At 73.6% G+C, this 16,746-nt stretch carries 15 protein-coding genes; 4 read left to right on the plus strand and 11 right to left on the minus strand.

Annotated elements, in window-relative coordinates:
• Positions 1-41: 41 nt before the first annotated feature.
• From rph to ACLQ20_RS00430, 9 genes are all read right to left on the minus strand, one after another.
• Positions 42-773: a ribonuclease PH gene (gene rph / locus ACLQ20_RS00390; protein ID WP_132233860.1), complete on the minus strand. Its 732-nt coding sequence runs from the start codon at positions 771-773 to the stop codon at positions 42-44.
• A 78-nt stretch (positions 774-851) separates the two neighbouring features.
• Positions 852-1,313 (minus strand): hypothetical protein, encoded by a 462-nt coding sequence (locus ACLQ20_RS00395; protein ID WP_425853851.1) that lies wholly within the window; start codon positions 1,311-1,313, stop codon positions 852-854.
• Positions 1,314-1,646: 333 nt separating this feature from the next.
• On the minus strand, positions 1,647-2,393 hold the full coding sequence (locus tag ACLQ20_RS00400; RefSeq protein ID WP_132233858.1) for an MBL fold metallo-hydrolase: 747 nt from the start codon (positions 2,391-2,393) through the stop codon (positions 1,647-1,649).
• Between the two features lie 286 nt (positions 2,394-2,679).
• A complete protein-coding gene (locus ACLQ20_RS00405) occupies positions 2,680-3,645 on the minus strand; it encodes a PLP-dependent cysteine synthase family protein (RefSeq protein ID WP_151453620.1) in 966 nt (321 codons plus the stop codon).
• A gap of 14 nt (positions 3,646-3,659) precedes the next feature.
• Positions 3,660-4,013 (minus strand): MoaD family protein, encoded by a 354-nt coding sequence (locus tag ACLQ20_RS00410; RefSeq protein WP_132233854.1) that lies wholly within the window; start codon positions 4,011-4,013, stop codon positions 3,660-3,662.
• A gap of 73 nt (positions 4,014-4,086) precedes the next feature.
• The gene (locus ACLQ20_RS00415) at positions 4,087-4,575 is read right to left on the minus strand and encodes a Mov34/MPN/PAD-1 family protein (RefSeq protein ID WP_132233852.1); all 489 of its coding nucleotides are present in this window, start codon (positions 4,573-4,575) and stop codon (positions 4,087-4,089) included.
• A 53-nt stretch (positions 4,576-4,628) separates the two neighbouring features.
• Positions 4,629-5,123: a DUF2017 domain-containing protein gene (locus ACLQ20_RS00420; protein ID WP_192581321.1), complete on the minus strand. Its 495-nt coding sequence runs from the start codon at positions 5,121-5,123 to the stop codon at positions 4,629-4,631.
• A 2-nt stretch (positions 5,124-5,125) separates the two neighbouring features.
• Positions 5,126-5,416, minus strand: coding sequence for an ATP-dependent Clp protease adapter ClpS (gene clpS / locus ACLQ20_RS00425; RefSeq protein ID WP_101414370.1), 291 nt, complete (start codon positions 5,414-5,416; stop codon positions 5,126-5,128).
• 145 nt (positions 5,417-5,561) lie between these two features.
• Positions 5,562-7,100, minus strand: a complete 1,539-nt coding sequence (locus tag ACLQ20_RS00430) for a hypothetical protein (protein WP_358115876.1) — start codon at positions 7,098-7,100, stop codon at positions 5,562-5,564.
• Positions 7,101-7,302: 202 nt separating this feature from the next.
• Here ACLQ20_RS00430 and ACLQ20_RS00435 point away from each other — a divergent pair, with 202 nt between their 5' ends.
• The 4 genes from ACLQ20_RS00435 (at position 7,303) to ACLQ20_RS00450 (ending at position 13,160) form a co-directional block, all read left to right on the plus strand.
• A complete protein-coding gene (locus ACLQ20_RS00435) occupies positions 7,303-9,978 on the plus strand; it encodes a LuxR C-terminal-related transcriptional regulator (RefSeq protein ID WP_327030643.1) in 2,676 nt (891 codons plus the stop codon).
• A gap of 16 nt (positions 9,979-9,994) precedes the next feature.
• Positions 9,995-11,281 (plus strand): nicotinate phosphoribosyltransferase, encoded by a 1,287-nt coding sequence (locus tag ACLQ20_RS00440; protein WP_311412452.1) that lies wholly within the window; start codon positions 9,995-9,997, stop codon positions 11,279-11,281.
• Between the two features lie 14 nt (positions 11,282-11,295).
• On the plus strand, positions 11,296-11,877 hold the full coding sequence (locus tag ACLQ20_RS00445; protein WP_151453616.1) for an isochorismatase family protein: 582 nt from the start codon (positions 11,296-11,298) through the stop codon (positions 11,875-11,877).
• 65 nt (positions 11,878-11,942) lie between these two features.
• Entirely contained in the window at positions 11,943-13,160 is a 1,218-nt protein-coding gene (locus ACLQ20_RS00450; protein WP_358115869.1) for an MFS transporter, read from the plus strand.
• Positions 13,161-13,483: 323 nt separating this feature from the next.
• Here the strand turns inward: ACLQ20_RS00450 and ctaD are convergent, their stop codons facing one another.
• Both ctaD and ACLQ20_RS00460 read right to left on the minus strand, forming a co-directional pair.
• Positions 13,484-15,244 (minus strand): aa3-type cytochrome oxidase subunit I, encoded by a 1,761-nt coding sequence (ctaD, locus tag ACLQ20_RS00455; protein WP_132233840.1) that lies wholly within the window; start codon positions 15,242-15,244, stop codon positions 13,484-13,486.
• A gap of 157 nt (positions 15,245-15,401) precedes the next feature.
• The gene (locus ACLQ20_RS00460; RefSeq protein WP_425853852.1) at positions 15,402-16,511 is read right to left on the minus strand and encodes an FAD-dependent monooxygenase; all 1,110 of its coding nucleotides are present in this window, start codon (positions 16,509-16,511) and stop codon (positions 15,402-15,404) included.
• Between the last annotated feature and the right edge of the window lie 235 nt (positions 16,512-16,746).

A 16,746-nucleotide genomic window follows, 5' to 3' on the forward strand; every position in this document is an offset into this window, starting at 1 on the left:
TTTGTTCGCGACTGCGGGGCTCGCAAGCTCACTCCTCGCGCTCACGGGAGGGAGAGCGCCTTCCGCTGGGCTTCGGCCAGTTCCACGCAGCCGGCGACGGCCAGGTCGAGCAGGGCGTCGAGCTGCTCGCGGGCGAACACGCCCGCCTCCCCGGTGCCCTGCACCTCGACGAACTCGCCGGTGCCGGTGCACACCACGTTCATGTCGACCTCGGCGGCAACGTCCTCGGTGTAGTCGAGGTCCAGCCGGGGCTCGCCGTCGATGATGCCGACGCTGATCGCGGCCACCGAGCGGTGCATCACCTTCTCCGGCTTGCCGGCCAGCGACTTGCGCCCGGCCAGCCAGGTCACCGCGTCGTGCAGCGCCACGTACGCGCCGGTGATCGCGGCGGTACGGGTGCCGCCGTCGGCCTGGAGCACGTCGCAGTCGAGCACGATCGAGTTCTCGCCGAGGGCCTTCAGGTCGATGGACGCCCGCAGGCTCCGCCCGATCAGCCGGGAGATCTCGTGCGTACGCCCACCGACGCGGCCCTTCACGCTCTCCCGGTCGGAGCGGGTGTTGGTGGCCCGTGGCAGCATCGCGTACTCGGCGGTGACCCAGCCGAGCCCGGAGCCCTTGCGCCAGCGGGGCACGCCCTCGGTCACGCTGGCGGTGCAGAGCACCCGGGTGCCGCCGAACTCCACGAGCACCGAGCCCTCCGGATGGGTGCTCCAGCCCCGGGTCAACGTCACAGGTCGGAGTTCGTCGGGTCGCCGCCCGTCAGGTCGCGCCATCCCTGCACCCTATGCGGTGCGGTGGTCGTGCCGTTCCGGGGTGCCCCGGCCCGGTCGACGGCGCGTCCGCCGCCCGGATCAGTCGCACTCACGGATGCGGACGTTGAGCACGAGCGGCCGGTCCCAGCCGCTCGGCACCTTGTCCAGGCCCGTCGTCGTCACGGTCGCCCGGCAACCGTTCGCCCGCCACGTCCAGGTGCAGGTGGGGCCGCCGTACTGGAAGCCGTGGGCCACGCAACGCGTCACGTCCTCGATCCTGGCGTCCTGCGCTCCGGCGGTGACGAGCCAGTCGTGCACCCGTTCGCCGAGGTCCACCGGGCACCGCCCCTGCGGGCAGGTGAACCGGTACACCTGCGACGACGCGTCGTCGCCCTCGACGAGCCCGTCGGAGGTGAAGCTGTGCGGCCGCCCCCAGTCCGCGAAGATCGCGCGCCGCTCGGCCATGTCCTGCCGGGGCTCCCACCAACCCAGGTAGCCCGCGATGCCGCCACCGGCGCAGAGCCCGGTCGCGAGCAGCCCGGCGAGCAGCACGAAAAGCACCCGCAGCCCCGTGGACCGGCGCGGCGGTGCCGAGCCGGACCCGGCCGGCGGAAGGCCGGCCACCGGCGGGTACGCGACACGTTGTCCGGGCGGCGGGTAGGGCCCGGCGGCCGACGGCGGGTGCGGCGGCGGGTGGCCTGGCCAGGTCCCGGCCGGGGCCGGCGGGAACAGCGGACCAGTCGGGCCGGGCGGGCCCGTGGGAGGAGTTGGCGGGTGGGGCTGCCAGCCGGCCGACCCGGAGGGGGAGTCGCTCACCGGCGAGATATTAGGCGGACGACCCGGTTTTCGAGGCCCCGCGCGAGGCACGGAGCGGCCGGACGTCGGATTGCCCGGTCAGATCTCGTAGCTGGCGCCGGGCCGGACCACCTCGAGCGGCCCGTCGAAGGCGGCGCCGGCCGACGCCACGGTGTGCGCCTCGCTGCCCCAGGCGGGCACGAGGTGGGTGAGCAGCAGCCGGCCCACCCCCGCCTTGGTCGCCACCTCGCCGGCTTCCCCGCCGGTCAGGTGCAGGTCCGGCGGGTTCTCCACGCCGTCGAGGTAGCTCGCCTCGCAGAGGAACGTGTCGGCGTCCTGGGCCAGCCGCAACAGGGCGTCGCAGGGCGCGGTGTCCGAGGAGTAGCAGAGCACCCGGCCGCCGTGCTCCAGCCGGACGCCGTACGTCTCGACGGGGTGGTTCACCCGGTCGACGGTGACCGCGAACGGGCCGATCGGGAAGGTGCCGGGTTCGAGGGCGTAGAACTGGTAGACGTCCTCGACCGTGCCGTCCTCCTGCCCGTACGCGGCGGCCAACCGGTCGGGTGCGCCGGCGGGGGCGTAGACGGGCAGCGACGGGTAGGGGCCGTCCGGGGCGTAGCGGCGGACCACCACGTACGTCACCGCGTCGAGGATGTGGTCGCAGTGCAGGTGGGTGAGGATGATGGCGTCGGGGGCGTGCAGCCCCGCGTAGCGCTGGAGGTTGGACAGCGACCCGGAGCCGAAGTCGACGAGCAGCCGGAAGCCGTCCGCCTCGACGAGGTAGGCCGAGCAGGGGGACTCGGGACCGGGGAAACTGCCCGCGCAGCCCAGGACGGTCAGTCGCATCGAGTCTTCTCACTGTAACTATGCGTAGTTTCCGCGTCGACGGTCCCGCTGTGGATGATCTCTACCGGCGCGTACACCACGCAGGGCAGCCTACGCGCGCCCGCGCGACGACAAGAGTCATCCACAGGAAGTTGTCACCAACGTGACACCCGTCCGGGCCGCCCGCCCGGATCCCGTGACGAGACGGCGTCCGACGGTAGCGCTGGGTGAGCGGGCCGGCCACGTCGCGGGGGCCGTGACGGGCGGCCGGGCCACCGACGTGGGTCGGCCGCCCGGCCACGGGACGTCACGCCCAGAGCTGGCCCTCCAGGGCTTCCTCCGCGTCGGCGAGGGTGCCGCCGTACGCCCCGGTGGAGAGGTACTTCCAGCCGCCGTCGCAGACCACGAAGGCCACGTCGGCCCGCTGGCCGGCGCGGACGGCCTCGTGCGCCACCGCCAGGGCGGCGTGCAGGATCGCGCCCGTGGAGAAGCCGGCGAAGATGCCCTCCACCTCGACGAGCTGCCGGGTCCGCAGCACCGCGTCGCGGGTGCCGACGGAGAAGCGCCGGGACAGCACCGACGCGTCGTAGAGCTCGGGGACGTAGCCCTCGTCGATGTTGCGCAGCCCGTAGACCAGCTCGCCGTAGCGCGGCTCGGCCGCGACGACCTGGATGCCGTCGACCTTCTCGCGCAGGTAGCGCCCGGTGCCCATCAGCGTCCCGGTGGTGCCGAGGCCCGCCACGAAGTGCGTGATCGTGGGCAGGTCGTGCAGCAGCTCCGGGCCGGTGGTCTCGTAGTGCGCCCGGGCGTTCCCCTCGTTGCCGTACTGGTAGAGCATGACCCAGTCGGGGTGCTCGGCCGAGATCTGCTTGGCGGTGGCGACCGCCTGGTTGGAGCCGCCCGCCGCCGGCGAGAAGATGATCTCCGCGCCGTACATCCGGAGCAGCTGCACCCGCTCGGTCGAGACGTTCTCCGGCATCACGCAGACCAGCCGGTAGCCGCGCAGCTTGGCCACCATCGCCAGCGAGATGCCGGTGTTGCCGCTGGTCGGTTCGAGGATCGTGTCGCCCGGCCGGAGCCGGCCGGACTCCTCGGCCGCCCGGACCATGAACGTGGCCGCCCGGTCCTTGATGCTGCCGGTCGGGTTCCGGTCCTCCAGCTTCGCCCAGAGCCGCACCGGCGGCGCCCCGTCGGGCACCGTCGGCGAGAGCCGGGGCAGCCCGACCAGGGGAGTTCCTCCGCAGGCGTCGAGAAGGCTGTCGTACCGCGCCATGGCGACCGCCCCCGTCAGCGGGCGGCGGCGGCCGACCGCGCGGCGACCGCGGCGCCGTGCTGGGCGATCGCGGCAGCCGCGGCGAAGCCGAACGCGCCACCGGCGACGGCCGGCAGGATGGTCACGCTGTCGCCGTCGTTGAGCTTGGCGTCCAGCGCGCCGAGGAAACGGACGTCCTCGTCGTTGACGTAGACGTTGACGAAGCGGTGCAGCGCACCGGCGTCGGTGACCAGCCGGGCCTTCAGGCCGGCGTGCCGGGAGTCCAGGTCGGCGAGCAGGTCGCCCAGCGTGTCGCCGGCGCCCTCGACGACCTTCGCGCCGCCGGTGTAGCTGCGCAGGATGGTGGGGATGCGAACCTCGATGGCCATGGTGTCGTGCTCCTCGATGATGGTCGGGCGTGCCGAAGGGTGACGGGACGTAAACGGGTGTGACGGCGCTGGATCAGCGGCCGGAACACTCGTAGTCGACCGTCGCCGGGCTCTGCCCGAACATGTAGGACTGCACGGCGTGCGGGTCCACCCCCGCGTCCACGATCCGGACCGGCTCCTCGGTCACCACGCCGTCGACGATCCGGAAGGAGCGGATCTCCTCCGTGTCGGCGTCGCGGGTGGAGACCAGCAGGTAGTGCGCGCCAGGCTCACCGGCGAACGAGATGTCCGTGCGGGACGGGTAGGCCTCCGTGGCGGTGTGCGAGTGGTAGATGACGACGGGCTCCTCGTCCCGGTCGTCCATCTCGCGCCACACCCGCAGCTGCTCCATCGAGTCGAACTCGTAGAACGTCATGGAACGGGCCGCGTTGTCCATCGGAATGTGCCGGGTGGGGGTGTCGCTGCCGGCGGGACCGGCGACCACGCCGCACGCCTCGTCGGGATGGTCCCGCCGGGCGTGGGCGACGATCGCGTCGATGATCGACCGGTCGATGCTCAGCACGTGGTCCAGCCTAACGCGTACCTGCCGCGACGTTGAGGTGGTGCCGGTCACGCCTAGTCGATCAAGGCGTTGAGCAGGGATTCCTGGAGATAGCCGAGGTACGCGTAGACCGACAGTTGGAACACCCGGCTGGAGGTCGGGTCCTCGGCGACCGCGTCGTCGAGCTCCTCGCCGAGATCGGTGCCGTCCTTGATCTCCAGCCGGACGCCCATCGCCAGCCGGGCGTCGTTGAGCGCCCGCAGCCACGCCTCGGCCGCCTCCGCGTCGAGACGCACCTCGCCGCCGGCCTCGTCGGGCAGCGACGCGAGGATCGCGCCAGCCTGGTCGATCTTGGCGGTCTTGAGGTCGCCCTCGGTGTAGCGGCGGAACTCGGCCGTGCCGGACGGGTCCTCCGGGTAGACCTCGGGGAAGAGCCGGCCCACCACCGGGTCGGTGTGGTCGAAGCCGTCGGTGAGCAGCCCGACCACCTCGGATGCCACCTTCCGCAGCACCCGCACCTCGTCGACGGCGAAGGTGACGACGTAGCGGTCGCCCTGGCGACGGAACATGCTCACGACCGGTCCACCGTCGCCCACAGCCCGTACGCGTGCAGCTGCGACGCGTCGTGCTCCATCCGCTCCCGGGCGCCGCTGGAGACCACGGCGCGGCCCTTGTGGTGCACGTCGAGCATGAGCTCTTCCGCCTTTTCCCGGCTGTAGCCGAAGAGCTTCTGAAAGACCCAGGTCACGTACGTCATGAGGTTGACCGGGTCGTCCCACACGATCGTCACCCACGGCCGGTCGGACGCCGGCACCTCATCGGTGTCCGGCGTCTCGACAGGTGCAACCTGCGGAGCCGCCATGCCCCCCATCGTGCCACCGGAGTCGGCGAACCGAGGAACCGGAACGCCGGCCCGGCGCGGATCGCCGCGTCCTGCCTGGTCAAGGGCGTGGGCGGCAGCGGGCGACGGCCGCCCGGCACCGACGCCGCAGGCGACCAGATCGCCCTCAGGCGAGCAGGATGCCGTGGTCGACAGCATCGGAGAGCACCCCGTCCAGCGAGAGGCGGACCACCTCGAACCGCCGGGACACCTCCCGGCACAGTTCCAGTTCGACCTCCCGCAGCGCGCGCTGCGCCCAGGCCCGGGCGGCGTTGGGGTCGTGGTTGCCGGGGCTGCGCCAGTGCTGCCAGCAGCCGCCCGAGAGGGCCACGGCCACCGGCGGGAGCACCTCCACGCGCGCCACGCCCGGGTAGCTCGCCAGCGTGTCGGTCGCGCCGGTCCCGGCCAGTCCCGCCACGCCGCCGGTGCTGGTGACGAGCAGCACGCGGTCCAGCTCGTGCTCGCCCCGGTGCTCCGTCAGGCCCCAGCGCAGCGGGGCGTCGAGGCGCCGCCGGACACCCGCCGGCAGCGGCGCGCCGAAGACCCGACCGGCGGCCTCCTCGACGAGCCCGCGCACCGCCTCGTCGCACTGGGCGGTGGCCAGCAGCGACAGCGCCTCCATCTCGCGGTCGAGCAGCTGCGGCAGGCCGGCGCAACCGACCCCGAAGACGATCTCCTGCACCACGCGGAGGTGGATGTTCGCCACCTCCAGGGCGAGGTGCTGGCGGATGCGCCGGGAGGAGGACCGGGCCTGCCGGTCGAGCTGCTCCGACCAGCCACCCGGGTCGGCCACCACCGGCACCCGGCCCTGCGACCCCGGCAGCACCGGCGGCTCGGCGCTCGCCCGTCGCAGCCCCTCGTCGGCGGCCCAGCCGACCAGCGCCCGGCGCAGGTCCGCCCCGTCAGCCGCGGCGTCGATCGGGAACCAGCGGGCGTCGGCGAGCCCGGGCACGGCGGCCAGCAGGGCCGCCCGGTGCGCCTCGACGGTGACCGCGACCGGGTCCACCGGTGCGGGGGCCGACCCGACGGACGCCCCCGTGCCCTCCGTCGTGGCCGCGCCCTCCGGCACCGGGGCCCAGCCGCCGGCGCCCGGGGTGACCGCGAAGACGACCCCGACGCCGGCACGGGCCAGGTCGGCGAGCAGGTGGAGTTCGACCGCGGTGAAGGCCTGGTCGGCGGCGATCACGAAGAGCACCGCCCCGGACCGGCCCGCCGCGTCGAGCAGCAGCCGGCCGCCGGCCGCCCCGAGGGCACCCGTGTCCGGCGTGTCGACGAGGCTGAAGTGCCGCAGCAGGGGCTCGGGCAGGCTCAGCTCGACCCGGCGCGGCGGGCGCGCGAGCGCCGGCCCGGCGGCCAGCCGGTCGGCGCCGTAGGAGTGGGGCTGGCGGTAGCCGGGCACGTACGCGGCCCGCGTCGGCACCTGGGAGTGGCGCACCACGAGCCAACTGCCGGCGGGCACGGCGAGCATGGCGGGATCGAGCTGGAGCAGGTGGGCGAGCACCTCGCGCCGCCCCGCGGCGGCCGGGCCGACGCCGATCACGGCCAGCGGCTCCTCCGGGCGGGGCTCGGTCACCCCCAGCCGGACGGGCAGCCGGTCCCGACGGGGCAGTTCGGCTCCGGCCATGTCGTCGGGCCTGTCGACGGCGGGGAGAGGACCGGGCTTCATCGAAAGCGGCCTCCCGTGGCAGGCGACCGGCAGCGGCCGGCCGCATGGAATCGTCCGGTGACGGCACCCGGATGCCGGAAGAGTACGGGCGGCCAGGTCCCGGGACCGAACACTTCGAATACTCAGAGGTAATCACGAGACTACTCAACTTCGGTGCGTGACGATGTGCACGCGGACGGATTCCGATCGATATGCTGCCCCGATGAGTCGGTGGGGGTTCGTCGGCCGAACGGATGAGCTCAACCGTCTGCTGTCGGCGGTGACCGGCGCGGAGCGGCGGGGCATCTTCTTCAGCGGCAACGCGGGCATCGGCAAGAGCCGCCTGCTGCGCGAGGGGATGGCGGCCCTCCCCCGCGACGGGTACGCCGTCTGGACGATCGCGGCCAGCGCCACCACGGCCGCGCTCCCCTTCGGCGGTCTCGTCCAGGTGCTCCCGACGGAGCAGCCACAGGGCCTCTCCCCCGCCGGCATCCTGCGTTGGGCGGTGGACGTGCTGCAGCAGCAGGCGGCCGGCCGCCGGATCGTGCTCGCGGTCGACGACGCGCACCTGCTCGACCCGCCGTCGGCGGCGCTGGTGCACCTGGTGGCCCGCTCCGACAACGCCACGGTCGTCGGCACGTCACGCGACGGCGAGCAGCTCCCGCTGCCGATCCGCGCCCTGTGGACCGACGGCCTGGTCGACCACGTCGAGCTGAGGCCGCTGCCGCCGGCCGAGACCACACGGCTGCTCTCCGCGATCCTGGAGGGACCGGTCGACGCCACCTCCGCCGACCGGCTCGGCCGGCTCTCCGAGGGCAACCCGCTGCTGCTGCGCGAGCTGGTGTTCGCCGCCGACCGCGGGGAGCTGACCCGCACGTACGGGATCTGGAAGTGGACCGGCCGGCTGGAGCTGGCGCCCAACCTGACCGACCTGATCGACGTGCGGATCGGCCAGCTCACCTCGGGCGTACGCGGGGTGGTGGAGCTGGTCGCCTTCGGTGAACCGCTCGGCCTGCACCTGCTCAACCAGGCCGCCGACCCGGTGGACGTGGAGACCGCCGAGGAACGCGGGCTGATCGCCGTGGAACACGACGACCGCCGGGCGAACGTGCGGCTGGCCCACCCGCTCTACGGCGAGGTGATGCGCCGCCGCTGCCCCGTCAGCCGGACGCGACGGTTGCAGGCCCGCCTCGCCGAGCTGCTGGAGCTGGTCGGCAAGCGACGCCGCGACGACCTGCTCCGGGTGGCCGTGTGGCGGCTCGACTCGGGCACCGCGCAGGATCCGGCCCTGCTGCTCGACGCGGCCCGGCAGGCGTTCGCCCGCTACGACGTACCGCTGGCGACCCGGCTGGCCCGCGCGGCGCTCGACGCGGGCGGCGGTTTCGACGCGGCGGAGCTGCTGGCCACCATCCTGATGTTCGCCGACCGGCCGGACGAGGCGATCGGGGTGCTGGACGCGGTCGCCACCGACATCGAGGGCGACCGGCGGCTGAGCCGCTGGCTGACCGTGCGGGGCATGGTCAGCTACTGGGGGCTGAGCCGGGAGTCCACGGTGGAGGAGATCGCCGCCCGCCGGTCGACCCTGACCGACTCCGCCGACCAGGCCCGGGTGCTGGCCTTCGAGGGCATCATGCGGCTGCACCGGCTGGACACCGGCATCGCGCTGCGGCTCGGGCAGACGGTGCTGGACCGGCCGGCCGCGAGCGTCGCCGCCCGGGAGCTGGCGCGCAGCACGATCGCCCACCTCCAGGCCGCGCAGGGACAGCTGCACCGCAGCGCCACCGCGATCAACCGGGTGCAGGCCGAGGCGGGCCGGTGGCGGGCGGACATGCCGTACCTGCAACTGGCCCTGGAGCTGGCCCGGGGCACCCGGCTGGCGCTCGCGGGCGACCTGGCCGGCATCGACGCGATCGTGGCCGACGAGTTCGCCGACCTGGCCGGGGCCGGCGACTTCCGGCTCGGCACCGGCTACCTGGCCATCCTCCAGGCGTACGCGGCCCGGCTGCGCGGCCAGAGCGACGCGGCGCTGCGGACCAGCCTCGGCGCCTGCGCGGTGCTCGCCACCAGCCGGGTCTACGCGGGACTGGCCCAGGCCGAGCGGGCCCAGGCGGCGGCGCTGCGGGGCGACGCCGCGCAGGCGGCCGAGGCGATGGCGGAGGCCGACCGCACCCACGCCCCGGGCATGATCGTGCTGTACCCGTGGCTGGAGCAGGCCCGGGGCGCGGTGCTCGCCGCCGGTGGCGACGTGTCCGGCGCCGTCAAGCACCTGAGCGGGCTGGCCGACCGGCTGCGCGCGGACGGCTTCGCCGGCCACGAGGTGCACGTGCTGCACGACCTGGTCCGGCTGGGCCAGGCGACCGCGCCGCTCGGCCCGACCTGCTCCGACGGCGGCCGGCGCACCGTCGCGCAGCGGCTCGCCGAGCTCTCCGAGCGGGTCGACGGGCTGCTGCCCCCGCTGCTCGCCCGGCACGCCCGGGCCACCGCGGGCGGCTCCGCCGACGAACTGCTGGCGGTCGCCGACGGCTTCGACGCGCTCGAGCTGACCGTCTACGCGGCGGAGGCCACCGCCACCGCCCTGGACCGGCTGCGCCGGCAGCGGTCCCCGGCGACGGCCGCGGCCCGGGAACACCTCGCCGCCCTGCTCGGCCGCTGCGACCTGGTCCGTACCCCGGCGTTGCAGGCCGGCCTCCCGGCGCTGAGCGAACGCGAGTGGCAGGTGGCCCGGCTCGCCGCCGACGGGGTGACCAGCCGGGTCATCGCCGAGCGGCTCTACCTCTCGGCCCGCACGGTGGAGAACCACCTCCAGCGGATCTACGGCAAGCTCGGCGTCGCCGGCCGGGCCGAGCTGCGGGCCGCCCTGCGGGCGATCCCGGGCCACGACGGCGGCGATGGCGGGTGAACCCTAGGCTGGGGCGGTGAGCACCCTTCGCCCCGCGCTGCTGACCGACCACTACGAGCTGACCATGGTCAGTGCCGCCCTCCGCGACGGCTCCGCCGACCGCCGCTGCGTCTTCGAGGTGTTCAGCCGCCGGCTGCCCGCAGGTCGTCGCTACGGGGTGGTGGCCGGCACCGGCCGGCTGATCGAGCTGATCCGCGACTTCCGCTTCGACGCCGACGAGGTCGACTTCCTGCGGCGTACCGGGGTGGTCGACGAGCAGGCCGCCGCCTGGCTGCGCGACTACCGCTTCACTGGCGACATCGAGGGCTACGCCGAGGGCGAGCTGTTCTTCCCCAGCTCGCCGATCCTCACCGTCTCCGGCGGCTTCGCCGAGTGCGTGGTGCTGGAGACGCTCATCCTCTCCGTGCTCAACCACGACAGCGCCGTGGCCGCAGCCGCCGCGCGGATGGTCACCGCGGCACGCGGACGGACGCTCATCGAGATGGGCTCCCGGCGCGCGCACGAGGAGGCGGCGGTGGCCGCGGCGCGGGCCGCGTACCTGGCCGGTTTCCGGTTCACCTCGAACCTCGCCGCCGGGCTGCGCTACGGCATCCCGACCGCCGGCACGGCCGCGCACGCGTTCACCCTGCTGCACTCCGACGAGCGGGCCGCGTTCGCCTCGCAGGTCGCCACGCTGGGCAAGGACACCACGCTGCTGGTCGACACGTACGACATCAGCCAGGGCATCCGCAACGCGATCGCGGTGGCCGGGCCCGACCTGCGGGCGGTGCGGATCGACTCGGGCGACCTGGCGGTGATCGCGCAGCAGTCCCGCGAGCTGCTCGACTCCCTGGGCGCCACCGAAACCAAGATCATCGTCTCCGGTGACCTCGACGAGCACGCCATCGCCTCGCTCGCCGCCGAGCCTGTCGACATGTACGGCGCAGGCACCGCCGTGGTCACCGGCTCCGGCGCGCCCACCGCCGGGCTGGTCTACAAGCTCGTCGAGGTCGAGGGCCGCCCGGTGGTCAAGCGCTCCGAGCACAAGGCCACCATCGGCGGCCGGAAGGTGGCCGTACGCCGGCACAAGCCGACCGGCACCGCCACCGAGGAGATCGTCGTGCCGCAGGGCGTGCCGGACCCCCGGCCCAACGACCGGCTGCTCCAGCACTCGTTCCTGGCCGGCGGCGAACCGGTTGACCGGCCAACCCTGGACGAGTCGCGGGAACACCTGCGACAGTGCCTGATCTCCATCCCCTGGGAGGGCCTCAAGCTCTCCGCCGGCGACCCGGCCATCCCGGTCACGGTCGTCCCGGCCGACTGACGAAGGAGCAGCAGGTGAGCAACGCGCTGATCATCGTGGACGTGCAGAACGACTTCTGCGAGGGCGGCTCGCTGGCCGTGGGCGGCGGGGCCGGCGTGGCGGCCGGGATCACCCGGCTCCTCGCCGCCGAGCCGGACCGCTGGGACCACGTCGTCGCGACGAAGGACCACCACGTCGACCCGGGCGCCCACTTCGGCGACCCGCCGGACTTCGTGGAGTGCTGGCCGCGGCACTGCGTGGTGGGCACCCCGGGCGCGGAGTTCCACCCCGACCTGGCCACCGACCGGATCGAGGCGATCTTCCACAAGGGCGAGTACGCGGCCGCGTACTCCGGCTTCGAGGGGCACGCCGAGGGCGGCGAGAGCCTGGCCGACTGGCTGCGCCAGCGTGGCGTGGACCGGGTCGACGTGGTGGGGATCGCCACCGACCACTGCGTACGGGCAACCGCCCTGGACGCCGCCCGGGAGGGCTTCGCCACCACCGTCCTGCTGGACCTCACCGCCGCCGTCGCCCCGCCCACCACGGACGTCGCGCTGCGGGCGATGGACGGCGCCGGGGTGACCCTGCGCGGGGAGCCTGTGATCAGGGCCGCATGAGGCCGTAATTCGTTGGCGGGTGTCGTACCTCCGGCCGAGGATGTCCGGCGGAGGTACGCACCGACATGAACCTGAAGCCTTACCGGGAGGCGCTCGCCCTGCCCGGTCTCCGGTCGTTGCTGCTGGTGTCGGTGCTCGCCCGCGTCCCGCTCACCGCCACCGGGGTGACCCTGACGTTCTACGTCGTGCTCGACCTCGGGCGCGGCTACGGAGCGGCCGGGCTCGTCGGCGCGGCGATCACCGTGGGAGCCGCGATCGGCGGCCCGCTGCTCGGCCGCCTGGTCGACCGGCGCGGCCTGCGGCCGGTGCTCGTGCTGACCGGGATCGCCGAGGCGGTCTTCTGGTCCACCGCACCGATGCTTCCGTACCCGGTGCTGCTGCCCGCCGCGTTCCTGGCCGGCTCGCTCGCCCTGCCGATCTTCTCGGTGATCCGGCAGTCCATCGCCGCGATGGTGCCGCCGGAGCGGCGCCGCCCCGCGTACGCGCTGGACTCGATGTCGGTGGAACTGTCGTTCATGGTCGGCCCCGCGCTGGCCGTTGCGGCGGCCACCGCGATCTCCCCGCGCACCACGCTCCACCTGGTGGGCGCCGGCATCGTCGCCGCCGGCATCGCGTTCTGGGTGCTGAACCCGCCCATCCGCGGCGGCGGCGAGCCGGCCGGCCCGCAGCCGCGGGTGCCCCGCCGGTCGTGGCTCACCCCGCGCCTGCTCGCCGTGCTGGCGGTCAGCGCCGCCGGCATGCTGGTGCTCGGCGGCACCGACGTGGCGGTGGTCGCCGTGCTGCGGGAGAACGGCGACGTCGGGTGGACGGGCGTCGTCCTCGCCGTCTGGGCGGTCGCGTCGCTGGTCGGCGGCTTCGCGTACGGGGCGGTCACCCGCTCCTTCCCGCCGCTGGTCCTGATGGCCGCCCTCAGCCTCTGCACCATCCCGGTCGGGCTGGGCGGGGCGCACTGGTGGCTGCTCTGCCTGGCGCTGATCCCCGCCGGGGCGCTCTGCGCGCCGACCATCGCGGCCACCTCGGACGCGGTCAGCCGGCTGGTCCCCGCCTCCGTACGCGGCGAGGCGATGGGCCTGCACGGCTCGGCGGTCACGATCGGCATGGCGATCGGCGCACCCCTCGCGGGCGCCGTCATCGACGCCTCCGCACCGGCCTGGGGCTTCGCGGTCACCGGCGCGGTCGGGGCGCTGGTGGCGCTGGCCGTGCTCCCGATCGAGCTGCGCCGCCGCCGCACCGCCGCCACCCTCGCGCCCACCCCCGAACTCGTCCCGACCCCCGCCACCTGACCCGGCGCCCCCGGCCCGACGGCCCTGGCTGAGCGGCCCTGGGCCGGTCCCGGCAGTCCGGCGGGGCACCGGGCAGGCGACAAGATCGGTTGATGCCCAGCCGGTGTCCATGCGCCGTGTGGCCCGGTTCTCCATCAACTGATCAGGAGGCCCGCGCTCAGGCTGTGGCGCTGGGCGGGGCCGCCGGGGTGGGCGGCAGCGGAGGGGTCAGGGCGACCCGTCCGAGTCGTCAGCGCCGCGCCCGCCACGGGGCGCGTACCCCTCGCAACGCCGACGGGCGCCGCCCCGGGTGGGGTGGCGCCCGTCGTACGTGGTGCGGAGCGTCAGCGCCGGTCGGCGTCGCTCGCGGTGTCCTCGCGGTAGCTGGCGCCGCCGTCGGACTCGCTGGTCAGCGGCTTGGCGCCGCCCTCCGGCGGGCCGGCCAGGCTCTGGCCGCCGGCCGCCAGCTCGGGGAACTTGAGGTCGAACGCCGGCCGCTCGGAGCGGATCCGCGGCATCCGGTCGAAGTTCCGCAGCGGGGGCGGGGAGCTGGTCGCCCACTCCAGCGAGTTGCCGTGACCCCACGGGTCGTCGACCTCGACCACCGGGCCGGCCTTGTACGACTTCCAGCAGTTCCAGATGAACGGCAGGGTCGAGATGCCGGTGATGAACGCGCCGATGGTGGAGACCATGTTCAGCGTGGTGAAGCCGTCGCCGGGCAGGTAGTCGGCGTACCGGCGCGGCATGCCCTCGTTGCCCAGCCAGTGCTGCACCAGGAACGTGGTGTGGAAGCCGATCATGGTCAGCCAGAAGTGCACCTTGCCCAGCCGCTCGTCGAGCATCCGGCCGAACATCTTCGGGAACCAGAAGTAGATGCCGGCGAAGACGGCGAACACGATCGTGCCGAAGAGCACGTAGTGGAAGTGGGCCACCACGAAGTACGAGTCGTGCAGGTGGAAGTCGATCGGCGGGCTGGCCAGCAGCACGCCGGTGAGACCACCGAAGAGGAAGGTGACCAGGAAGCCGATCGAGAAGAGCATCGGCGTCTCGAAGCTGATCTGGCCGCGCCACATGGTGCCGATCCAGTTGAAGAACTTCATACCGGTCGGCACGGCGATCAGGTAGCTCAGGAAGCTGAAGAACGGCAGCAGCACCTGGCCGGTGGAGAACATGTGGTGCGCCCAGACGCTCATCGACAGGCCGGCGATGGCGATGGTCGCGGCGACCAGGCCCTTGTAGCCGAAGATCGGCTTACGGGAGAAGACCGGGATGATCTCGGAGATGATGCCGAAGAACGGCAGCGCGATGATGTACACCTCGGGGTGGCCGAAGAACCAGAAGAGGTGCTGGTAGAGCATCGGCCCGCCGGTCGCGGGGTCGTAGACGTGGGCGCCCAGGAGCCGGTCGGCGGCGAGCGCCATCAGCGCGGCGGCCAGCAGCGGGAAGACCAGGATCACCAGGAGACCGGTGACCAGGATGTTCCAGGTGAAGATCGGCATCCGGAACATCGTCATGCCGGGCGCGCGCAGGGTCAGGATCGTGGTGATCACGTTGACCGCGCCGAGGATCGAGCCCAGACCCGAGATGACCAGGCCGACGACCCACAGGTTCGCGCCCACGCCGGGCGAGTGCTCGACGGAGCTCAGCGGCGCGTACGCGGTCCAGCCGAAGTCGGCCGCGCCACCCGGGGTGAGGAAGCCGACCATGGTCATCGTGCCGCCGAAGAGGAACAGCCAGTAGGCGAAGCTGTTCAGCCGGGGGAACGCCACGTCGGGCGCGCCGATCTGCAGCGGCACCACGTAGTTCGCGAAGGCGAACACGATCGGCGTCGCGAAGAACAGCAGCATGATCGTGCCGTGCATGGTGAACAGCTGGTTGTACTGCTCGGGCGACAGGAACTGCAGCCCGGGTCGGGCCAGCTCGGCCCGCATGATCAGGGCCATCAGGCCACCGATCATGAAGAACGCGAACGCGGTGACCATGTACATGATCCCGATCTGCTTCGCGTCCGTGGTACGCAGCAGCCGCGCGATGGCCGACCCCTTGACCGGCGCTCGGACCGGCCAGGGCCGGGTCACGACCGGCTTGGGTGCGACGGTGGTCACGAGTGGCCTCCGGTTCTGGGTTGTCCCGCTCGGCACGCGCTGGTTATCTGCGGGCCGTCATCCGCAAGGAGGATAGTCCCCGGCAGGTGGCTACGCCGCGTGGGGTGGTCGGGTAGCCTGCACGGCCCCGGCGCACCGGGCCCTCGGCCGCCGGCCGCTACAGCGGGCCGAGCAGCAGCCGGTAGTGCTCGCCGAAGATCCGTTCGCCGCGCCCGCGCAGCAGCGGGTCACGCAGCGCCGGCGGCACGTCCCGGGTCCGGTTGCGGTCCCGGGTCCGGTCCCGCACCCATCGCGTACGCGGGCGACGACGACTCTCGTACGCCGCCAGGGCCGCCTCGACGTCGCCTCCGGTCGCGTGGAGGGAGTCGGCGAGCACCACGGCGTCCTCCAGCGCCATCGCGGCGCCCTGGGACAGCGTCGGTGCGGTGGCGTGCGCGGCGTCCCCGACGAGCAGCACCCGTCCCCGGGACCAGCAGCCCAGCTCCACCTCCTCGGTGACCGCGACGTGCACCCGGTCCAGCGCCTCCAGCACGGCGGGCACCGGTCCGCCGTAGTCGCCGAAGAGCTCGCGCAGCCGGGCCGTCGGGTCGGCCGGCGCGACGGTGCCGGCCTCGTCGGCGTAGCAGTGCAGCCGTCCGGCGCCGATCGGCACGACCAGGAAGCCGGCGCGCTGGCCGAGCAGGGCGGTCCACTCGGCAACCGGGGGCCCGTCGCGCACCACGCTGCGGTAGACGACCTGGCCGGCGGGTCGGGGCGGACCGCCGAGCGCGGCCAGGGCCCGGATCGAGGAGCGCGGCCCGTCGGCGCCGACCACGAGGTCGTACTCGGCGGCGGTGCCGTCGACGAAGGTGACGCCGACGGAGTGCGGCAGCAGGTCGACGGCGCGCACCTCGGTGCCGTGCCGCACGGCGCCGCCAGCGCCGGTGAGCAGCACCCGGTGCAGTTCCGTCCGGGGCAGCGCCCGGCACTCGCCGACCCCGGACCAGAGCGCGTCGAGATCCACCTCGCACAGCGGCGCCCCGGCCGCGTCGAGGAACCGCTGCCGGTGGATGACGTGCCCGAGCGGGCGTACGGGCCCGTCGAGGTCGAGGCGGCACAGCGCCCGGGCCGCGTTGCCGGGTAGGTAGAGACCGGTCTCGGCGTTCTCGCCCGGGGGCAGCCTCTCGGTGACGTCGGGGCGGAAGCCCGCCATCCGCAGCGCCCGGGCCACGGCCAGGCCGGCGATGCCCGCGCCGACGACGAGGATGCGCAGGGGAGAGCCACCCATGGTGGTGTACGCCTCCGGAGGGGTTCGGCACGCGTTGGAGGCAAGACACTACTCGGCGCAATCGGCACACACCAGAGTCAATCGTCCCAGGCGAAACACTCCTCGGCGCCCGCCGCGCCCGCTTCGGAGGACGACCTGCCGCCGAGCGACTCGGGCGTGACAAACCTCACTTACCTCTCCAATACCCCAGGCCCGTTGCGCTGCGGTTTCAGAGATGTAAATGTGTCGAAGGGTT

Source organism: Micromonospora sp. DT46, from assembly GCF_049841735.1.
Classification (GTDB): domain Bacteria; phylum Actinomycetota; class Actinomycetes; order Mycobacteriales; family Micromonosporaceae; genus Micromonospora; species Micromonospora reichwaldensis.

Excerpts from the sequence above, each read along its gene's own strand:
- ACLQ20_RS00460 (WP_425853852.1), bottom strand. The coding sequence starts at position 16,511 with ATGGGTGGCTCTCCCCTGCGCATCCTCGTCGTCGGCGCGGGCATCGCC.
- ACLQ20_RS00420 (WP_192581321.1), bottom strand. The coding sequence starts at position 5,123 with ATGTTCCGTCGCCAGGGCGACCGCTACGTCGTCACCTTCGCCGTCGAC.
- rph (WP_132233860.1), bottom strand. The coding sequence starts at position 773 with ATGGCGCGACCTGACGGGCGGCGACCCGACGAACTCCGACCTGTGACG.
- clpS (WP_101414370.1), bottom strand. The coding sequence starts at position 5,416 with ATGGCGGCTCCGCAGGTTGCACCTGTCGAGACGCCGGACACCGATGAG.
- ACLQ20_RS00410 (WP_132233854.1), bottom strand. The coding sequence starts at position 4,013 with ATGGCCATCGAGGTTCGCATCCCCACCATCCTGCGCAGCTACACCGGC.
- ACLQ20_RS00405 (WP_151453620.1), bottom strand. The coding sequence starts at position 3,645 with ATGGCGCGGTACGACAGCCTTCTCGACGCCTGCGGAGGAACTCCCCTG.
- ACLQ20_RS00430 (WP_358115876.1), bottom strand. The coding sequence starts at position 7,100 with ATGAAGCCCGGTCCTCTCCCCGCCGTCGACAGGCCCGACGACATGGCC.
- ACLQ20_RS00400 (WP_132233858.1), bottom strand. The coding sequence starts at position 2,393 with ATGCGACTGACCGTCCTGGGCTGCGCGGGCAGTTTCCCCGGTCCCGAG.
- ACLQ20_RS00450 (WP_358115869.1), top strand. The coding sequence starts at position 11,943 with ATGAACCTGAAGCCTTACCGGGAGGCGCTCGCCCTGCCCGGTCTCCGG.
- ACLQ20_RS00435 (WP_327030643.1), top strand. The coding sequence starts at position 7,303 with ATGAGTCGGTGGGGGTTCGTCGGCCGAACGGATGAGCTCAACCGTCTG.